Annotated in this window: 15 protein-coding genes; 9 read left to right on the top strand and 6 right to left on the bottom strand. The window is 61.6% G+C overall.

Features of this window, described 5'->3' with window-relative positions:
* Positions 1-58: 58 nt before the first annotated feature.
* Positions 59-1687 (bottom strand): GMC family oxidoreductase, encoded by a 1629-nt coding sequence (locus PRI8871_RS06435; RefSeq protein ID WP_108885375.1) that lies wholly within the window; start codon positions 1685-1687, stop codon positions 59-61.
* A gap of 244 nt (positions 1688-1931) precedes the next feature.
* Here PRI8871_RS06435 and PRI8871_RS06440 point away from each other — a divergent pair, with 244 nt between their 5' ends.
* From PRI8871_RS06440 to PRI8871_RS06480, 9 genes are all read left to right on the top strand, one after another.
* Entirely contained in the window at positions 1932-3338 is a 1407-nt protein-coding gene (locus tag PRI8871_RS06440) for an AfsR/SARP family transcriptional regulator (protein ID WP_146188660.1), read from the top strand.
* Positions 3339-3423: 85 nt separating this feature from the next.
* Positions 3424-4665, top strand: a complete 1242-nt coding sequence (locus PRI8871_RS06445; RefSeq protein ID WP_108885377.1) for a cytochrome P450 — start codon at positions 3424-3426, stop codon at positions 4663-4665.
* A gap of 2 nt (positions 4666-4667) precedes the next feature.
* On the top strand, positions 4668-5735 hold the full coding sequence (locus tag PRI8871_RS06450; RefSeq protein ID WP_108885378.1) for a PEP/pyruvate-binding domain-containing protein: 1068 nt from the start codon (positions 4668-4670) through the stop codon (positions 5733-5735).
* A 40-nt stretch (positions 5736-5775) separates the two neighbouring features.
* Complete coding sequence (locus PRI8871_RS06455; protein WP_108885379.1) at positions 5776-7590, top strand: PEP-utilizing enzyme; 1815 nt, start codon at positions 5776-5778, stop codon at positions 7588-7590.
* Between the two features lie 53 nt (positions 7591-7643).
* Positions 7644-8249, top strand: coding sequence for an HD domain-containing protein (locus tag PRI8871_RS06460; RefSeq protein WP_108885380.1), 606 nt, complete (start codon positions 7644-7646; stop codon positions 8247-8249).
* 10 nt (positions 8250-8259) lie between these two features.
* A complete protein-coding gene (locus PRI8871_RS06465) occupies positions 8260-9699 on the top strand; it encodes an aldehyde dehydrogenase family protein (protein ID WP_108885381.1) in 1440 nt (479 codons plus the stop codon).
* Positions 9696-10352 carry an HD domain-containing protein gene (locus PRI8871_RS06470; protein ID WP_108885382.1) on the top strand — a complete coding sequence of 219 codons (657 nt, stop codon included), beginning with the start codon at positions 9696-9698 and terminating at the stop codon, positions 10350-10352. The genes PRI8871_RS06465 and PRI8871_RS06470 overlap by 4 nt, the downstream gene beginning before the upstream one ends.
* Complete coding sequence (locus tag PRI8871_RS06475; RefSeq protein WP_245897788.1) at positions 10346-11107, top strand: SDR family NAD(P)-dependent oxidoreductase; 762 nt, start codon at positions 10346-10348, stop codon at positions 11105-11107. The genes PRI8871_RS06470 and PRI8871_RS06475 overlap by 7 nt, the downstream gene beginning before the upstream one ends.
* Before the next feature lie 11 nt (positions 11108-11118).
* Complete coding sequence (locus PRI8871_RS06480; RefSeq protein WP_108885383.1) at positions 11119-11442, top strand: 2Fe-2S iron-sulfur cluster-binding protein; 324 nt, start codon at positions 11119-11121, stop codon at positions 11440-11442.
* Positions 11443-11444: 2 nt separating this feature from the next.
* Here PRI8871_RS06480 and PRI8871_RS06485 read toward each other — a convergent pair whose 3' ends face one another.
* The 5 genes from PRI8871_RS06485 to PRI8871_RS06505 are packed head-to-tail and all read right to left on the bottom strand — an operon-like array spanning position 11445 to position 17866.
* Positions 11445-12218, bottom strand: a complete 774-nt coding sequence (locus tag PRI8871_RS06485) for an SDR family NAD(P)-dependent oxidoreductase (protein WP_108885384.1) — start codon at positions 12216-12218, stop codon at positions 11445-11447.
* Entirely contained in the window at positions 12215-14209 is a 1995-nt protein-coding gene (locus tag PRI8871_RS06490) for an acetoacetate--CoA ligase (RefSeq protein WP_108885385.1), read from the bottom strand. The genes PRI8871_RS06485 and PRI8871_RS06490 overlap by 4 nt, the downstream gene beginning before the upstream one ends.
* Positions 14206-15039: an HAD-IIA family hydrolase gene (locus tag PRI8871_RS06495; protein ID WP_108885386.1), complete on the bottom strand. Its 834-nt coding sequence runs from the start codon at positions 15037-15039 to the stop codon at positions 14206-14208. Before PRI8871_RS06495 ends, PRI8871_RS06490 begins: the two co-directional genes overlap by 4 nt.
* On the bottom strand, positions 15036-16505 hold the full coding sequence (locus tag PRI8871_RS06500) for a biotin carboxyl carrier protein (protein ID WP_108885387.1): 1470 nt from the start codon (positions 16503-16505) through the stop codon (positions 15036-15038). The genes PRI8871_RS06495 and PRI8871_RS06500 overlap by 4 nt, the downstream gene beginning before the upstream one ends.
* Positions 16502-17866 (bottom strand): acetyl-CoA carboxylase biotin carboxylase subunit, encoded by a 1365-nt coding sequence (locus PRI8871_RS06505; protein WP_108885388.1) that lies wholly within the window; start codon positions 17864-17866, stop codon positions 16502-16504. The genes PRI8871_RS06500 and PRI8871_RS06505 overlap by 4 nt, the downstream gene beginning before the upstream one ends.
* Positions 17867-17868 lie beyond the last annotated feature (2 nt).

Below are 17868 nucleotides of genomic sequence, written 5' to 3' on the forward strand. Positions count from 1 at the left end.
GAGTGTGTTGGACAGTTTGGGTTCCCCGCTCTGCGGCGGGTAATTGCGGTGGGCCGTGTCAGGCAGCGGCCCGGTTGTTCAGGTTTTTTCGGTCTTCCAGGATCATGTCGGCGGCCTTTTCCGCGATCATGATCGTTGGGGCGTTGGTATTGCCGGACACCAGCAGCGGCATGATCGAGGCATCGACCACGCGCAGTCCGCCGATGCCGTGAACGCGTAGACGCGGGTCAACCACCGCCTCTGGCCCGGTGCCCATCGTGCAGGTGCCAACGGGGTGATAAACGGTGCGGGTCTGGCTGCGGATATGGGCCAGCAGCGCCTCATCCGATTGGGCGGCGCGGCCCGGTACGATTTCCTCTAGCCCAAGGTCGGCCATAGGCGATTGCGCCAGAATGGACCGACCCAGCTTTAGCCCACGCAAAAGGCGCATCGTGTCGCGGTCGTCCTGCAGCAGGCCAAGGTCGATTTGCGGCGCGCCATGCTGCGATATGCGCGTGACCGACCCCCGGCTGTGCGGGCGCAACACACAGGTGTGCAACGAAACGCCATGCCCATATTCGATCATCCGCCCGCGATGGCTTTTGCGGCCCGGAATGATGTGGAACTGAATGTCGGGGCGATCCTCGGTCGGGGAGGAGCGGACAAACCCGCCGGCCTCCACCATGTTTGACGACAACAGACCGCGATTGCCCGTCACCCAGCGCAGCGCATCCATCGACAGGCGCGGCAAGGCCCGGACGGAAATGCCATGCGGTCGGGTGGATTGGCTTTTGCAGATGATCATGCAGTCGACGTGATCTTGCAGGTTCTGGCCAACGCCCGGCAGGTCATGCGCCACCGCTCCGCCTGCTTGTCGGATCTGGTCGCCGGGGCCGATGCCCGAGCGAAGCAGAATATCGGGCGACCCGATGGCCCCAGCGGACAGGATCACCTCGGCCCGCGCGGCAATCGTCTGGGTCTGGCCGTCGCGGCGCAATGTGATCCCCGTGGCCTGAGCGCCGTCAAGCGTGATGCCCGTCACCTCGGCGCCGGTCAGAATGGTCAGGTTGGGGCGCTGGCGGACGGATTTCAAAAACGCCTCGGCAGTAGAGTGGCGTTTGCCGTCCTTTTGGGTGACCTGATAAACGCCGACGCCTTCGGGTTCGGGGTTGTTGAAATCGGGGCAGGGGCGGATTTGCACGCGGCTTGCGGCGTCGATGAAGTCTTGGGAGACCGGGCTGGGATCGCGCAGATTGGCGACGTGCAGCGGCCCGCTGCGCCCGTGCCACGCATCGTCCCGGCCTGCGTCGGCATTGGCTTCGGACCGTTTGAAATAGGGCAGCACATCGTCATAGCCCCAGCCCGTGCAACCCAATGCGGCCCAGTCGTCATAGTCGGCCCGGTGCCCGCGAATGTAGATCATCCCGTTGATGGCCGATGATCCGCCCAAAACCTTGCCGCGCGGCACGCTGATTTCACGTCCGTCTAGGGCCGCTTGTGGTGTCGATTTGAACAGCCAGTTGTGCTTGGGGTCTTTGTTTAGCCAGATCACCCCCAGTGGCACGCGAATGATCGGGCTGCGGTCGGCGGGGCCTGCTTCGATCAGGCAAACGGTCACAGAAGGATCGGCAGACAACCGATGCGCCAAAACGGCCCCGGCCGAGCCGGCACCGACAATCACGTAATCAGCTGACAGGTCAGTTTGCATTAACCGCAAGCCACGCCAAAGCCGCAGAGCCCACGCGGGGCCCTCGCAAAACGGATGTCATCGTAGTCCTCCCAATGATGGCGATTTTCACGCCGATCATGAGAATCACGCTAAAACGCTTGCTTTGGTTTTTCTTTGGCGTTTTCCTAGTGAGACGGTCTCGGCGATAGGTTGTGCGATGCAAAACGGGGAAAATCCGCGTAGTACCAGTGGTTTAGAAAAATTTAACATCTTCAATATTGCCTTGTTTGACGATTCGAACGTCCTTGGCTTTCTGGAAGATGCGCTGACATGTGTGCCCAGTCATGGCCGCCCGGTGATCGTTGTGTCGAATGAACCGACCTTTGCGCGCCGTATTTTGCCGACCCTGCGCCTGACCCTCGGGGATCTTGGGCTGGATGGACGCAGCCTTGAGCCGGAGGAGTTTGCCACGCTTCTCCGCCCGCATCTGGCGCGGATTGGGGCGGCCGGGACGCTGCTGGTGGATATGCGCTGGCTGATGAACATGGTGCAGGGCAACGGTAATATCCGCACATGGGGCCAGATGGCCGAAAGTCTGGCCAAGGATATGGGGCTGACCGTCATTTCCCGCTATGACCGAGAGCTTTTGATCGAAGAACAGGTCCAAGCAGCCTTTCGCGCCCATCGTCAGTTCCTGGCCCGGTCGGGGCTATATGACAACCCCTACTGGATTCCAGACGATCTTCGATTGGCCCCTTGGGGCGAACAGATGTCATTCCTGTTGGGTCGTGTGGTGCCGGACTATGCCAATGTCAGCTTTTTCATGCGCGATGACCGGTTTGCCGCCCATGGGGCAGATCCCGAATGGGTCGCCAAGCCGCGCGGTATGACCATTGGGCAGCGCAAATCCGACGTTTGGCAGATCTACTGCTTTGGGCAGCTGCGGGTGTACCGGAACGGGCGCGAACGCATTGAATGGAAGCTGAAAGGCGGCGCCCCCAAGAAAACGCGCACCCTGTTTGCCTACCTGCTGACCTGCGGTGAAAAGGGGGCGCATGCCGACCGGATTGCCGAATTGCTTTGGCCCGATGACACGATCGAGGACGGCAAACGCGCCCGTCTGCACCACACGATTGCGATGTTGCGCAAGACGCTCGGCCATGGGGACAGCGTGTTGCGGTCGGGCGATTTCTATCGCCTCAACCCGCCCGAGGGCAGTTGGATCGACATCACCAGCTTTGAACAACTCTGTCGGCGCGGGCTATCCTTGGTCAAACGCGGCCAGCGCAAAGAGGCGCTTCAGATCTATCACACGGCGGAACGGCTTTATGCCGGGGATTTGTTTGAGGACATTCCGCTTGAGTATGTGGAAAGCGATCAGGAAGATTGGTGTTTGCCCCGCCGGGTGTGGCTGCGCGAAATGGCGATCAAGTTGCAGCGCGACATGTCGGTGCTGCTGCGCGAAGACGGGAATTTGCGCGAAGCACTGGACCATTGCACGAAGGCGCTTGCGCTCGATCCGACCAGCGAAAGCGCCAACATTGAGGCGATGCGCGTCTTTCATGCGCAGGGGCGGCCAGACACGGTCGCGCGGCAATACCGCCAATACCGCAAAGCGGTCGAAGCCATGGACGCATCGCCCGAAGGATCTGAGGTGCAGGCACTTTTCCGCGCTTTAACAAGGGTTTGAAGGCGGCGTGACTGCGCCAAAGAAAAACCAAAGTGGGCAGGGTAGGGTGATTCTTAAGGGCCGATTGCGGCTATGGGAGGATATCATGAACGCTTTGGATGCCATCCGCGCTGCGGATGCATACGATCCTTTTGACCTTAACAAACCCCATCCGACTTGGGCCGCTTTCCGCGAAGGCAGCCCGCTGTTTTATCATGAGCCGTCGGGGTATTGGGTCGCGTCCCGTTATGAGGACATCAAAGCCATTTTCGACGATTGGAAGTGCTTTTCATCCGAGAACGCGCAAAAGCCGATGCGCCCGATGTGCGAGGCGGGCCGGCAGGTACTGAAGGATGGCGGGTTCACCGCCTATTCCGGCCTGACCGCGCGGGTTCCCCCGGATCACACGCGCATTCGCAAGATCGCGCAGGGCTGTTTTGGCCCCCGCCGGTTCAAATCGATTGAGCCGCAGATCGAACAAATCGTCGCCCGCCATCTGGATGTCTTGCAAGAGGCCGGCAAAACCGGCCCCGTCGATTTCTGGAAAGAGGTCGCCTATCCGGTGCCGGCCCATGTGCTGTTCACGCTGATGGGCATCCCCGAAGAAGACGTGCCCAAGATCAAGCGCTACGGCGAGGCGCGGGTTGCCATGACCTGGTCGGACCTGACCGACGAAGAGCAGATCCCCGTCGCCCATGCGATGGTGGAATATTGGAACTACATCCACGACCTGCTGGACAAACGCCGCAAAGAACCGGGCGATGATTTCCCGTCGGACCTGCTGCGCCTTCAGTCCGAAGGGGCCGAGATCACCGACGATGAAATCGCAGGTGTTCTGTATTCCACGCTGTTCGCTGGGCATGAAACCACATCGACCTTGATGGGCAATTCCATCATCACGCTGATGAGCAATCAGGACGCGTGGGACGCGATCAAGGCCGATCCGGCCAAGATCCCCAATGCGGTGGAAGAGATCCTGCGCTATTCGCCCTCGGTCGTCGGTTGGCGGCGCAAGGCGCGCTATGCCACCAAGGTTGGCGATGTCGAGCTGCCGGAAGGCGCCGAAGTGCTCATGCTGACCGGGTCGGCCAACCGCGATGAAGGCCAGTTCACGAACGGTGAAGCGCTGGACATCGAACGCAAGAACGCCCGCACGCACCTCAGCTTTGGCTACGGCATTCACTATTGCCTTGGGTTCCAACTGGCCAAGATGGAGGGGCAGATCGTTCTGCGCCAATTGGCCGAACGCTTCCCGTCATTGCGCCTTGCTGACGGGTTTGAGGCGACTTTCCTAAGAAACATCACTTTCCGTGTTCCGACATCCGTCATGGTGGACTGGGACAGGTGAGTATGGGGGACAATTTGTACACACTCGACTTTTCGAACATCGGTTCTGCCGATCATGCCCGCGTGGGCGGCAAATGCGCTTCGCTTGGGGAAATGACCCAAGCGGGCGTCGCCGTGCCTCCGGGGTTTGCTGTCACCACCGAAGCCTATTCGGCGATGCTGGATCACCATGGGCTGCGCGATGAAATCGCACGGCACCTTGCGGGCGTTGATCCCGAAGATCTGGATAGCGTGGACCGCGCGGCGCAGGCGATCCGCATCCGCATCCGGTCACACCGTTTGCCGGATGAGGTAGAGGCCGGCATTCGCACTGCCTATGCCGCTATGGGCGAAGATATGCCCGTCGCGGTCCGGTCCTCGGCCACCGCCGAAGACCTGCCGGACGCCAGCTTTGCCGGGCAGCAAGACACCTACCTGTGGGTCAAAGGCGCCGATGATGTTGTCAGCCATGTGCGGGATTGCTGGGCCTCGCTTTATACCACGCGGGCCGTGGCCTACCGCGAAAAGAACAACATCCCGCATATCGATGTGCTGATGAGTGTGGGCGTTCAGAAGATGGTTAACGCCCGCGCCGCTGGCGTCGCCATGACGCTGGACCCGGGCACGGGCGACCGCACGCGGATCGTCATTGATGCATCTTGGGGGCTTGGGGAAATGGTGGTTTCTGGCGTTGTGACGCCGGACAATTACAGCGTCGAAAAGGTGCTGGAAGAAATCATCGACCGCAAAATCTCGGACAAGCATGTCGAGCTTGTGGGGGACGCCGCCGCCGGTGAGGCCGTGGAGCGCGAGGTGGAGGACGCGCGCCGCAAAGTGCCTTGCCTGAGTGATGCAGAGGTTCTGGCCGTGGCCCGTTTGGCCAAGCGGTTAGAGCGTCAGAACAAATGCCCACAAGACGTGGAATGGGCAATTGATGCCGACCTGCCCGCCGGGGAAAACCTTCTGGCGCTGCAAAGCCGGCCTGAAACGATCTGGTCTCAGAAAAAGAAAGACAAACCAAAGTCGTCCTATTCGACCGGCATGATGTCGATCGTCGGGACACTGAACAACCCTTACGGGGCGCGTTCCTAGAGGCCGGACAAAGTAATCCATTCAGGGAGGATCTGAGAGAATGGACGTAAAAGCATCGCTGTTTCCCAGCGCATATGACGTACCCGCCCCGCAGGGTGCGGAAGATTGGAAAAGCATCTATCCCTACTACATGCAATTCCAACCCTCGCGCCGCGAAACAGAGGACCAGAAGTTCTGGTTCTGCAATAGTCAGCACTGGCCGACGCCGTTCAAGCCGTTTGACTGTGTCATGGTTGAATTCGCCACCAAGTGCCTTGGCCAATACAACACCCGTCACCTTCTGGTGCCGCCCGCGAATGGCGTCGATTACCGTATCCTGAATGGCTATGTGTATTTTTCGCCTATCGGGGTGGAGCCGAGCAAGATTGAGGCGCGTATTCCCGAATTCCTCGACCGTGCGGGCCACTATTATCAGAACTGGGATAGTCTTCTGGCCAACTGGAAGAAAAAGGTTCTGGCCACCATTGATGAGTTGAACGCCCTGTCGTTTGAGGCTCTGCCGGACGTGGTGGACGCGGAAAAGGTTAAGGGCGGCGTTGGTCTTGACCCGACAACCGATCTGTTCGCGACCTACGATAAGGCGATCCACCTGTGCTATGTCACTTGGCAGTATCACTTTGAATTTCTGAACCTTGGCTATGCCGCCTATCTGGATTTCTTCGGCTTTGTCAAAGAACAGTTCCCCTCGATCCCCGATCAGGCGATTGCCAAGATGGTGCAGGGTGTCGATTCCGAACTGTTCCGCCCGGATGATGAGCTGAAAAAGCTGGCCAAGCTGGCGGTTGAGCTGGGTTTGGTCGATGCGCTGAACACCGGGTCGGTTGACGATGCCTTGGCCGCCGTTGCCGCTGCGCCGAATGGCCAGAAGTGGCTTGATGCGTGGAAAGCATCGCAAGATCCGTGGTTCAACTTTACTTCTGGTAACGGGTTCTATTCGTCCGACAAATACTGGATCGACCATCTGGATATCCCGATGGGGTATCTGCGCGACTATATTCAGCGCCTGTTGGACGGCGATGAAATCATGCGCCCGACCGAAAAGCTGTTGTCGGAGCGTGACCGCATCACCGCCGAATACCGCGAGATGATGGACGAAGAGGCGCAGGCTGTCTTTGATGGCAAACTGGGCCTGTCGCGCACCGTGTTCCCCTATGTGGAAGATCACAACTTCTATATCGAGCATTGGGCGCTGGGCGTCTTCTGGCGCAAGATGCGTGAACTGTCGCAGCTTCTGGCCGATCAGGGCTTCTGGCAGAACCCGGATGATATGTTCTACCTGAACCGCAACGAAGTGCGCGATGTTCTGTGGGACTATTCCAGCGCATGGGCGACGGGGGGCGAAAAGGCCGGGACCGACTATTGGCCCGCCGAGATTGAGCGTCGCCGCAAGATCGTCGACACGCTGGCCGCGCAGCCTCCGATCCCGGCGCTGAACAATCCGCCAGAGGTGATTACCGAACCGTTCACCATCATGCTTTGGGGCATCACCTCGGAATCGATCCAGCGTTGGGCGCAGGCCGATACCGCGGGCGATGATCTGCAAGGCATGGCCGGATCGCCGGGTGTGGTCGAAGGCGTGGCGCGGGTTCTGCGCAGCCCCGACCAATTGGGCGAGCTGCAAAAGGGCGAAGTCCTGGTCACCCCAGTCACAGCACCGTCATGGGCCCCGGTCTTTGGCAAGATCAGCGCCGCCGTCACCGACATTGGCGGCATGATGAGCCACGCAGCCATCGTGTGCCGGGAATACGGTCTGCCTGCTGTCACCGGCACTGGCAACGCTTCGTCGCGGATCAAAACGGGGATGCGCGTGCGGGTGAATGGCAATGACGGCACCGTCACCATTCTGGACGAATAAGACAGGCAGGCGGGGCGCTTCGGCGCCCCCCAGTTTCCACCGACGGGGTCACCATGTCTGACGATGCGACGAACCTGAAACGCTACGACCCGGTTTGGGCCGCAGCCGAGCCTTACATGCGGGCGCGCAAGAACGACATTCACATCCCGCTGTCTTTCGCCTGGGCCAAGGTACTGGTGGATCACTACACGGATGCCGACCGCGATATCTGCCTTTTGGCGATCCTGCTGCATGACATCGGGTGGTATTCCATCGACATGGATCGGATCATCGCCGAAGGATTCCGGTCGGAAAATGTGCTGCAATCGGATGTGCGCTATCTGCATGAGGCCGAAGGCGTGCGACTGGGAGCCGAAGTGCTGCGCCAGACCGGCTGGTCCGAAGATGTCATCGCCGCCGTTTGTGAAATCATCGACGGGCATGACACCCGCCCCGACCCGCGCCACCTGAACGACCGGATCGTGCGCGATGCCGATAAGCTTTGGCGGTACGAAGTCACCGGGATCGGTGTGGCCGCCGATTGGTTTGGCGTGACGCCCCATGCCTATGCCGACCGGCTTGAAGGCGAATTGGCCAAGCTGGAAACCGAACTGGGCCTTGAACTGGCCACTGCGGAACTGGCCCGCAGCCGCGCCCGCCTGATGCTTCACGTGCTTTAGGATACAGACGATGCAGATGTTTATTGACGGCGCATGGGCCGAGGCCGCCGAGGGCGGACGCCTGTCCGTGACCGACCCGCAGACCGGGTCTGAGGTGGACAGCGTGCCAAGCGGCACCGCCACTGATGCCGACCGCGCCATTCGGGCGGCAGATCGGGCCATGGCCCTATGGCGCAAGGTGCCGATGATCGAACGGGTGCGCATCCAAAAGGCCTGCGCCGAGGCGATGCGCCAGCACGCCGATGAGGTCGGCGTTTTGCTGCACCGCGAATTGGGCCGCCCCCTTGCCGCCTGTCAGGCCGAAATTGCCCGTTCCGCCGATCTGCTGGACATCTACGCCGAGGAAGGCCTGCGCCTGTCTGCGACCATGCCGCTTGGTGGGGCGGACGGGGAACGCACCATCGTGACGCGCGAACCGGTTGGTGTTGTGGTGGCGATTGCGCCGTTCAACTACCCGGTGACGCTGTTGATGTTCAAACTGGGCGCGGCGCTGATTGCGGGCTGTACCGTCGTGGCCAAGCCCGCCGAGGATACACCGCTTTCCACCCTGCGACTGGCCGAGATTTTCCATCAGGCGGGACTGCCCAAGGGGTGTTTCAACGTGGTGACGGGAACCGGGGTGGGGATTGGCGCGGCGCTGGTCGAACATCCCATCCCCCGTAAGATTGCCTTTACCGGTGGCACCGCAGCGGGCAAGGCGATTGCTGCCGCCGCCGCAGGAACGTTGAAACGCCTGACGCTGGAACTGGGCGGGCATAGTGCCGCGATTGTCTGCGCCGATGCGGATATCGACAAGGCCGCCGCAGCGATCTGCCGCCATGGGTTCGCCAATTCGGGGCAGTTTTGCTATCGCGTCAACCGGGTCTTCGTGGAACGCCCCGTCTATGACGCGTTTCTGGCGGCGCTGGCGCAAAGGGCGAAGGCGCTGACCGTTGCGCCCGCTGGTGGCGTTGGTGATCTGGGGCCGTTGGTCAATGACAAGATCCTGTCCACCAGCATCCGCCAAAGCGACGATGCCCGCGCCAAAGGCGCCCGCATTCTGACGGGCGGGGCGCGGCTGACGGGGGCGGGCTATGACGGCGGGTGCTATTTCCCGCCGACGCTGATTGCCGATGCCACACCTGATATGCTGGTGATGCGCGAAGAAACCTTTGGCCCGCTGATCGGGATCACGCCCGTCGATACCGCCGCCGAGGCGCTGCGCCTGACCAATGACAGCCTGTATGGTTTGGCGGGCTTTGTCTTTTGCCGCGATCTGGCCAAGGGGCTGGCCCTTTGCGAAGGGATCGAGGCCGGGTCGGTCTGGCTCAATGATATTCAACGCTCATCGCATCACGTGCCGTTCGGCGGCATGAAACAGAGCGGGATTGGCCGCGAAAAGGGGCGCTACGGCGTTGAATCCTATCTGGAATACAAAACCATGTACTTAAGCTACGAGGTGCCGGAATGACCCCGGAACAGGTGTTTGAACCCCGCGATTTGCCCTTGTGGGACGCCGCAAAGCCATTCCTGGACGTGCGCAACAACGACGAACACACGATCATTGCCTATGCGCTGGCCAAGGTGCTGTTGGCCGAAACGCCCGAAGCGGATGAAAGCGTCGTTCTGCCTGCGATCCTGCTGCATGATATCGGTTGGAAAATGATCCCCGAGGATCTGCTGTTGCAGGCCATCGGGCGGCGGCCAACGCGGCTTGATCTGGTGCGCGACCATGAACTGCACGGCGTTGAAATGGCGCGTGAGATCCTTGAGCGTCTGCGCCCCGAAGGCGTCGATATCGCGGCGGTGCTAGAGATCATCGACGGGCATGACACGGTCAAGCACGCCAAATCCATCAATGACGCCGTGGTCAAGGATGCCGACAAGGGCTGGCGGTCTACCCCGCACGGGATGCGCACGATTGCCGGCTGGTACGATGTGCCGCTGTCGGAAATCGTGCTGATGCTGGCCGAACGGTCAAACCCCCTGATGCTGACCCCCGCAGGCCGCGCCATGGCCGAAAGCCAGACCGCCGCCATCAAGGCCGAGATCATGATCTCGCATTACTTGGGCCGCGGCCCGGAATTTCCGAACTACCGACTGACAGGAGGCAACGCATGGTGAAGGATTTGGGCCTTGCGGGCAAACGGGTGATTGTCACCGGGGCCGCTGGCGGCTTGGGCCGGGCCTTTGCGCAGGATTTCTGTGATGCCGGGGCGCAGGTGCTGGTTGCCGATATAAACGCCGATGGCGCGGCAAAAACCGCCGCTGACCTGTCGAAACATGGCACCTGCTTTGGTGCGGCTGTGGATGTCAGCAATACCGAAAGCTGCCGGGCCTTGGCCGATACCGCCAAGCAAACCATGGGCGGCGTCGATATCCTGATCAACAACGCCGCGCTTTATGCCGGTCTGGAACGGCGCAACTTTGAGGACATTGACGAAGATGTCTGGGACAAGGTCATGGCCGTCAACATCAAGGGCGTTTGGCAAATGTGCCGGGCCGTGTCGCCGCTGCTGCGGGCGGCGGGCGGTGGGTCCATCGTCAATGTTGCCTCGGCCACGGTGTTTTCAGGATCGCCGCAATGGATGCATTACGTCGCCTCAAAAGGTGCGGTGATCGCCATGTCGCGGGTGATGGCCAAGGAAATGGGCGGTGATCAGATCCGCGTCAACGTGCTGGCACCGGGGTTCACCCTGACCGATGCCAGCTTTGACCATATCGCCGACGCGCGGGGCTATGGCGTGGATCGGTCCTCGCTCAAACGTAATGCCGAGGTGGGCGATATCACCGGGGCCGCGCTTTATCTGGCGTCGGATCTGGCCGGGTTTGTGACGGGTCAGACCCTGATCGTCGACGGCGGCAAACAATTCATCTGAGGAGCAGAGACATGGTCAATGTCGTATTCATCGAAGCGTCGGGCAACCGGCGCGACATCGACGTCCCCGAGGGCGAGCCGTTGATGTATGCCGCGCGGGACGCGGGCGTTGTTGGGATCATTGCGGAATGCGGCGGATCGGCCATGTGCGCGACTTGCCATTGCTATGTGGTCGAGGCCGCCGATGGGGCCTTGCCCGCGCCTGAGGCGAATGAGGCCGACACGATTGAATTCATGGGCAATGAGCCGCGCGAAAACAGCCGCCTGATGTGTCAGGTCAAGGCGACCCCGGCGCTGGAAGGCGCGGTGTTCGAAGTGGCCACCGGGCGGAGCTGATTTCAGCGCGCCAAGACCCCGCCATCAATCGTCAGCAGGCTTCCGGTCATGAAGTCGCTGGCGGGCGAGGACAGAAAGACCGCCGCGCCCTTGATTTCATCGGCGTGGCCCAACCGGCCAAGGGGCGTGTAGGCGGCCATGCGGGTGGCATCGTCTTCGGTGCGGGGGCGTGTTGGCGTGCGAAAGAACCCCGGCAGGATCGCGTTCACCTGAATATTCGACGGCGCATATTCCAAGGCCAGTTCCCGCGTCAGATTGGCAATCGCGCCTTTGGCGGCGGCGTAGGCGGGGCGCGGAAACAGACCCGCAGGGGCGGCCAGTCCGAACATCGACCCGATCAGGATGACCTTGCCATAGCCTTGGTCCACCATCAGCCGCAGCGCGGGCTGCAGTGTGTGAAACACACCGTCCAGATTGACGTTGATGACATGTCGCCAATCCTCGGGCGTCAGGTCATGCAGCGGCGCGGGGGTGCGTTCGGACACGCCGGCATTGGCGATGACGATATCCAACGCACCTGCGCGGCCATGACAATCGGCAATCGCTTGGGTCAAGCCCGGCGCATCCGTCACATCGCCCTGCACGCCGATCGCATGGTGCCCGTCGCTTCGCAGATCAGCCATGGTGCGCGTCAGGTCGCCAGCGCTTCGGTCGAACAGCGTCACCTCGGCCCCGGCTTCGGACAGGCCAAAGGCCATGGCGCGGCCCAGCCCGCTTGCCCCGCCGGTGACAAAGGCCGACCGCCCCGCAAGGCCGAACATTGCCTGAAGGGTCATGACGCGTCCCGCTTGGCTATGTGGGCTGTTGCGAAATCGGCAAACCAATCCAGCACATCCGGGTTGCGCGTGGCATCGCGGCTGGCGACCTTGGCCAGCGGTTGGCCCAGCAGCAGTTTGCGCACCGGCACCTCCATCTTTTTGCCGGTCAGCGTCATGGGAATGGCCGGGGCGGCGATGATCTGGTCAGGCACATGGCGGGGGCTGCGTTCGGTTTTCAGCCGCTGGCGGATCTGCGCTATCAGATCGTCGGTCAGGCGCTTGCCATTCGGCAACTGTACGAACAGCGGCATGTAATAGCCGCCGCCCGGTTCTTCGACGCAGACCACCAAGCTATCGGCAACTTCGGGCATCGCCTCCATCGTGCGGTAAATCTCGGCTGATCCGATGCGCACGCCGAACCGGTTCAGCGTCGCGTCTGACCGGCCCAGCACAAAGCTGCCGCCATGATCGTTGAACAAAACGCGGTCGCCATGATGCCAGACGCCGGGGTAGGTTTCGAAATAGCTGCTGGTGTAGCGGGTGAAATTGTCATCCCCCCAGAAGAACAGCGGCATGGATGGCATGGCTTGCGTGATGACCAGCTCGCCTTCTTGGTTCACAACAGATTTCCCGCTTTCATCAAGGGCGCGCGCATCCGTGCCAAGGGCAGGGGCCTGAATTTCGCCAGCATGGGTGGGCAACAGGGGCGAGCCTGCCAGAATGCCCGAACAAAACTCGGTCCCGCCGGATTGCGAGGTGGGCCAGACATCGGGTTTGACGGCGGATAGCACCCAGTCAAACACCTCGGGCGTGGCGGGCGATCCAACCAGCATGACCGATTGCAACGCCTCAAGCGCGTATTTGCTGTTCGGCACGATCCCTTGGCCGCGCACGATCTGCAAATAGGTTGGGCTGACGCCAAGGGTGGTGGTGCGGGTCTCATCCGCAATGCGCCAAAGCAGGCTGGCATCGGGATGGGCCGGGTGCCCATCATATAGAACCGCCCGCCCATTCATCAGCGGCCCCCACATCAGCGTGTTCCAGACCATCCAGCCGGTGGTGGAATAGAAGAACAGCGCGCCATCCTGCGGGATTTCAAAGTGGAAGGCGGCGGATTTATAGTGTTCCAGTACAATGCCATGGTGGCCGTGCACGATGGGTTTCGGAAGGCCCGTGGTGCCAGATGAAAACAGCACCCAAAGCGGATGATCTGACGCTACGCGGGTGTACTCAAATCCCTCGGGGGCGATGTCTGGCCCGGTGAGCATATCCGGCCAAGCCAGCATGTCGCCCGCCCAATCGGGCGCGTGGCGGGCCGTGGGTTGATAGTTCAGCATCACCAGATGCTGCGCTGTCGGCAGCGCCTCCATGATGCGGGTCAGGTCGCCGGTGCGGTCAAAATCCTTGCCGCTATAGCGATAGCCGTTTACGGCAAAGACCAATTTTGGCGCGATCTGGCTAAAGCGGTCGATCACCGTCTGCGCCCCGAATTCCGGGGCGGCGGATGACCAAGTGGCCCCAATGGCCGTTGTCGCCAGTTTGGCGATCACCGTCTCGGGGATGTTGGGCATATAGGCGACGACCGTATCGCCCGGACCAATGCCCATGGCACGCAGGCGTGTGGCCAGTTTGCGCACGGCGCCCCCGACCTCGGCCCAGCTGATCGTGCCCATCAGGCGCAGTTCGGACCCGTGGTGTAGCATCGTGCGCTCTGGGTCGCCGTTTCTTTCATGCCGCAGGACATGTTCGGCGTAGTTTAGCCGCGTGCCGGTGAACCAACGGGTGCGGGGCATGGGATCATCGGTCATCACTTGCTGGCAGTCGCCATCGGCGATGATGTCGAAATAATCCCAGATCGCTTGCCAGAACGCAGGCACATCCTGAACCGACCAGTCCCACAGGGGCCGATAGCCATCGAAGGCGTGCCCACGGTCTGCCAGCCACGCGATGAACCGGGTCAGGTGGCTGTTTGCAAGGCGGTCTTCGCTGGCTTGCCAAATCGCGGTCATGTGCTGCGTCCTCCGAATTGGGGCAGGTCCATCAGGCCCGTTAGATCGGGCAGGACGGTATGCGCCCGCTCGCCTTCGGGGAAGCTGTTGAACAGGGCGGTGTCGGCAATGCCGGTGGTCACGCCCACGCAGAACGCCCCCGCCTTGCGGCCCATTCGGATTTCCAGCTTGGGATCGTCGCCTATCACGGCCATCTGCCGGGGCGTTGCGCCGGTCAGGTCTGACACGATCTGAAGGCCCGCGACCTCGGGCTTGCCAAAGACGGTGACCTTGGTGTCAGTGGCGTTCTCCAAAGCGGCGGCAATCGCGCCGGAAATACCCAGCATCCGCCCCTTGGACGATGCGAAATAGGGCGCAACAGAGCCTGCATAGGGTGTGGCACCGTCCCAAACGGCCTGAACCACGGCCTCAAGCTCGGCCGCGCCGAAATCGCGGGTATAGCCAAGCAGAACCGCATCGACCTTGGGCGCATCGGAGGTTGGGTCGATCACCTCAATCCCGGCGTCTTGTACCGGAACGCGGGTTCCGTCACCGCCCATCACCATGATCCGGCGATAGCCCTTGCGCGCCAAGGCCTGCGCCGCCACGGCGGCGGGCGTCAGGATATGGCCTTCGTCCAGAACAAGGCCCGCATCGGCCAGCAAGGGGTAGTAATGCGCCGGCGGGAAGAACGTGCCGTTGGTGTAGGCCACCGGGGCGATCCCACGATCGCGGCAGGCGGTCAGGGCTTCAATCGCGCCGGTCAGGGCGCTGAACGTGCCCTGTTCCTTGTTCATCAGCGCCAGCGTTCCGTCGATGTCAAAGACGGCTGCCTTGATCTGGTTTGTCATGCCTGACCTCCGTTCAGTTCGAGTTTGAACCCGGCTTTTTCTATCTTCACGCGGCCCAGCCCTTTGCGCGCGGTCAGTTCGCGCACCAAGTCCATCACAGGTTTGGATTTCGGGTCATAGCCGCGCCGGGCGGGGCCTGCGGCCTTCATCGCGTCAACCTGATCGGCGGGCATGGTGGCACGCAGCAGGAATTCTTCGTCCGAATACTGCTTGCCGATCTTGGCCCGTAACTCATCGATCGATCCCATGGTGGCCTCGGCCTCAAGCTCTTTGGCGCGTTTTGAGCTGCGGATTCGATCCTCGACATTGGCATCCATCGGCATGGCGGGCGTGCCGAAGCGGCCCAGCACATAGCGCGTCACCTCATCAGGAACGGTCTGATAGCGTTCGTTCGAGGTGACGTTCAACATGGCTTGGGTGGCGACCAACTGGCTAAAGGGTGTGACCATGATCGGATAGCCAAACTCGGCCCGAACGCGCACGACCTCCTCCAGCACTGCTGGCAGCAGATGTTCGCGGCGGGTTTCCTTCAGTTGCCGCATCATCGTGCCCATCACCCCGCCGGGGATCTGGTGCTGGAAATAGCGGCGGTCATAGTCGCCGGGGCCGCGATCCGACAGGCCCTCAGCGGCCGCCAGCGCGGTGAAATAGGCATCCATTTCGGCCACGGCTTCGTCATCGACATCCACCGTCATCCCCATATCGCGCAGGTTGGCGATGGTGGGCGACATGGCGGGCTGGCCCGTGCCATTGGCCGCCGAACTGGCCGAGGTGTGCAGGCAAGGCGCGCCGTTCTGCGCCGCCTCAAGGTAGGAAAAAGCGGCCAAGCCAATCGTGGTGTGCGAATGGAACTCCAACGGCACGCCGCCCGCCGCGACCTTGAGCGCTGGGAACAGCGCCGCCGCCCGTTCCGGCGAAATCAGGCCGCCGGGGTCTTTGACATACAACTTGTCAAACTTGCCCGAAGAACACAGCGCCTTGGTCTTCTCAACCCAATGCGCATCGTCATGCAGCGGCGACAGCGTAAAGGTCAGCGCCGCGACGATCTGATTGCCGCCCGCCTTACGCGTGATCCCGGCCATGTTCAGCATGGCGGGCACGTTGTTCATCGGGTCCATCACCGCGAACCGGCTGATCCCGTTCTTGACCAGCAGGCGGAAGGCAAACTCCATCAGCTCTTCGGTCGCTTTTTCCCAGCTGATAAAGCGCATTCCCGTGGTCAGGAACGACAGCGGTGTGTTCGGCGTCGCCTCTTTGAACAGGCGCAGGCGTTCCCACGGGTCTTCTTTCTTGAAGCGCACCGCCACGGCCATATGGGTCGAGGTGGTGAAGTCGATAGCCTCAAAACCCACACGCTCCATCACGGGGGCGATTTGCAGCATCATGCCGGTGTCCAGCCCCGTGGCGCCCCAGTTCGACTGGTTGCCATCGCGGACGGTGGTGTCGATCAGTGTGACATTGGTCATGCTTTGCCCCCTTGTTGGATGCGGGCCAGAAGGCCGGGCAGATAGGCGGTATCAACACCGCCCTGTTGGAAGGTCTCGTCGCCCATAATGGCGGCATGCAGCCCCGCGTTGGTTTTCACGCCCGTCAGCGCGCAAACCTTCAGGGCGGTTTGCATTGTGGCAATTGCCTCATCGCGGGTGGTGCCGTGGGTGATCAGCTTGGCGACCATCGAATCGTAATAGGGCGGGATCATCGCGCCGGGCGTCATATGCGTATCGACGCGCAGCCCCGGCATCGACGGGAACCACGCCTGCGACACGCGGCCGGGCGAAGGCATAAAGCCATTGTCCGGGTCTTCGGCGTTCAGCCGGCATTCGATGGCATGGCCAGTCAGGACGATGTCATCCTGCGTCATGCCCAGCGGGCGGCCTTCGGCAATTGCGATTTGCAGCGCGATCAGGTCAAGGCCGGTGATTGCTTCGGTCACCGGGTGTTCGACCTGCACACGGGCGTTCATTTCCAGAAAATAGAACTCGCCCCGTTCCACATCGACAAGGAATTCCACCGTGCCAAGCGAACGGTAGTTGATGTGCCGCGCATAGGCGATGGCGGCGTCATGCAGCCCTTTGCGCATGGCTTCGGGCAGGTGTGGGGCGGGGGCCTCCTCGACCACTTTCTGATAGCGGCGCTGAACAGAACAATCGCGTTCGCCGGCGTGCAGGATCGCCTCGCCATCCGACAGGATCTGCACCTCAACATGGCGGCCCACGGTCACGTAGCGTTCCAGATAAACGCGCCCATCACCAAAGGCTGCGGCGGCCTCAGAAATCGCCAGATCCAGTTGCGCGGGCAGATCCTCGGCGCGGTCCACGCGCTTCATGCCACGTCCACCGCCACCGGCGACGGCCTTGATCAGCATGGGGAAGCCAACGGCTGTCGCCAGCGCTTGCGCTTCCTCCACCGTGTCGACCGATCCGCCGGGGACCAAAGGCACCTTGGCGTTCTCGGCATGGGTGCGCGCGGTCAGCTTATCGCCAACGGCGTCAAGGTTGTCTGGCGAAGGGCCGATAAAGATCAGGCCTTCATTCGCGCAAGCCTCGGCCAGTGCCTTGTTTTCCGACAGGAACCCATAGCCGGGGTGGATTGCATCGCAGCCGGTGCCAAGCGCCGCCTGCACCACGGTGCCAACCTTCAGATAGCTTTGCGTTGACGGCGCAGGGCCCAGCACAACGGCCCGGTCGGCCAGTTGCGCGCCAAGGCTGTCTCGGTCCGCTTGGGATACGCCCAGCACCGTTTCGATGCCCAAAGCGCGGCAGGTGCGAATGATCCGCACCGCGATCTCGCCGCGGTTGGCGATGAAGATACGTTTGATCGGGGTCATGG

It is taken from the genome of Pseudoprimorskyibacter insulae (assembly GCF_900302505.1).
Lineage (GTDB): Bacteria > Pseudomonadota > Alphaproteobacteria > Rhodobacterales > Rhodobacteraceae > Pseudoprimorskyibacter > Pseudoprimorskyibacter insulae.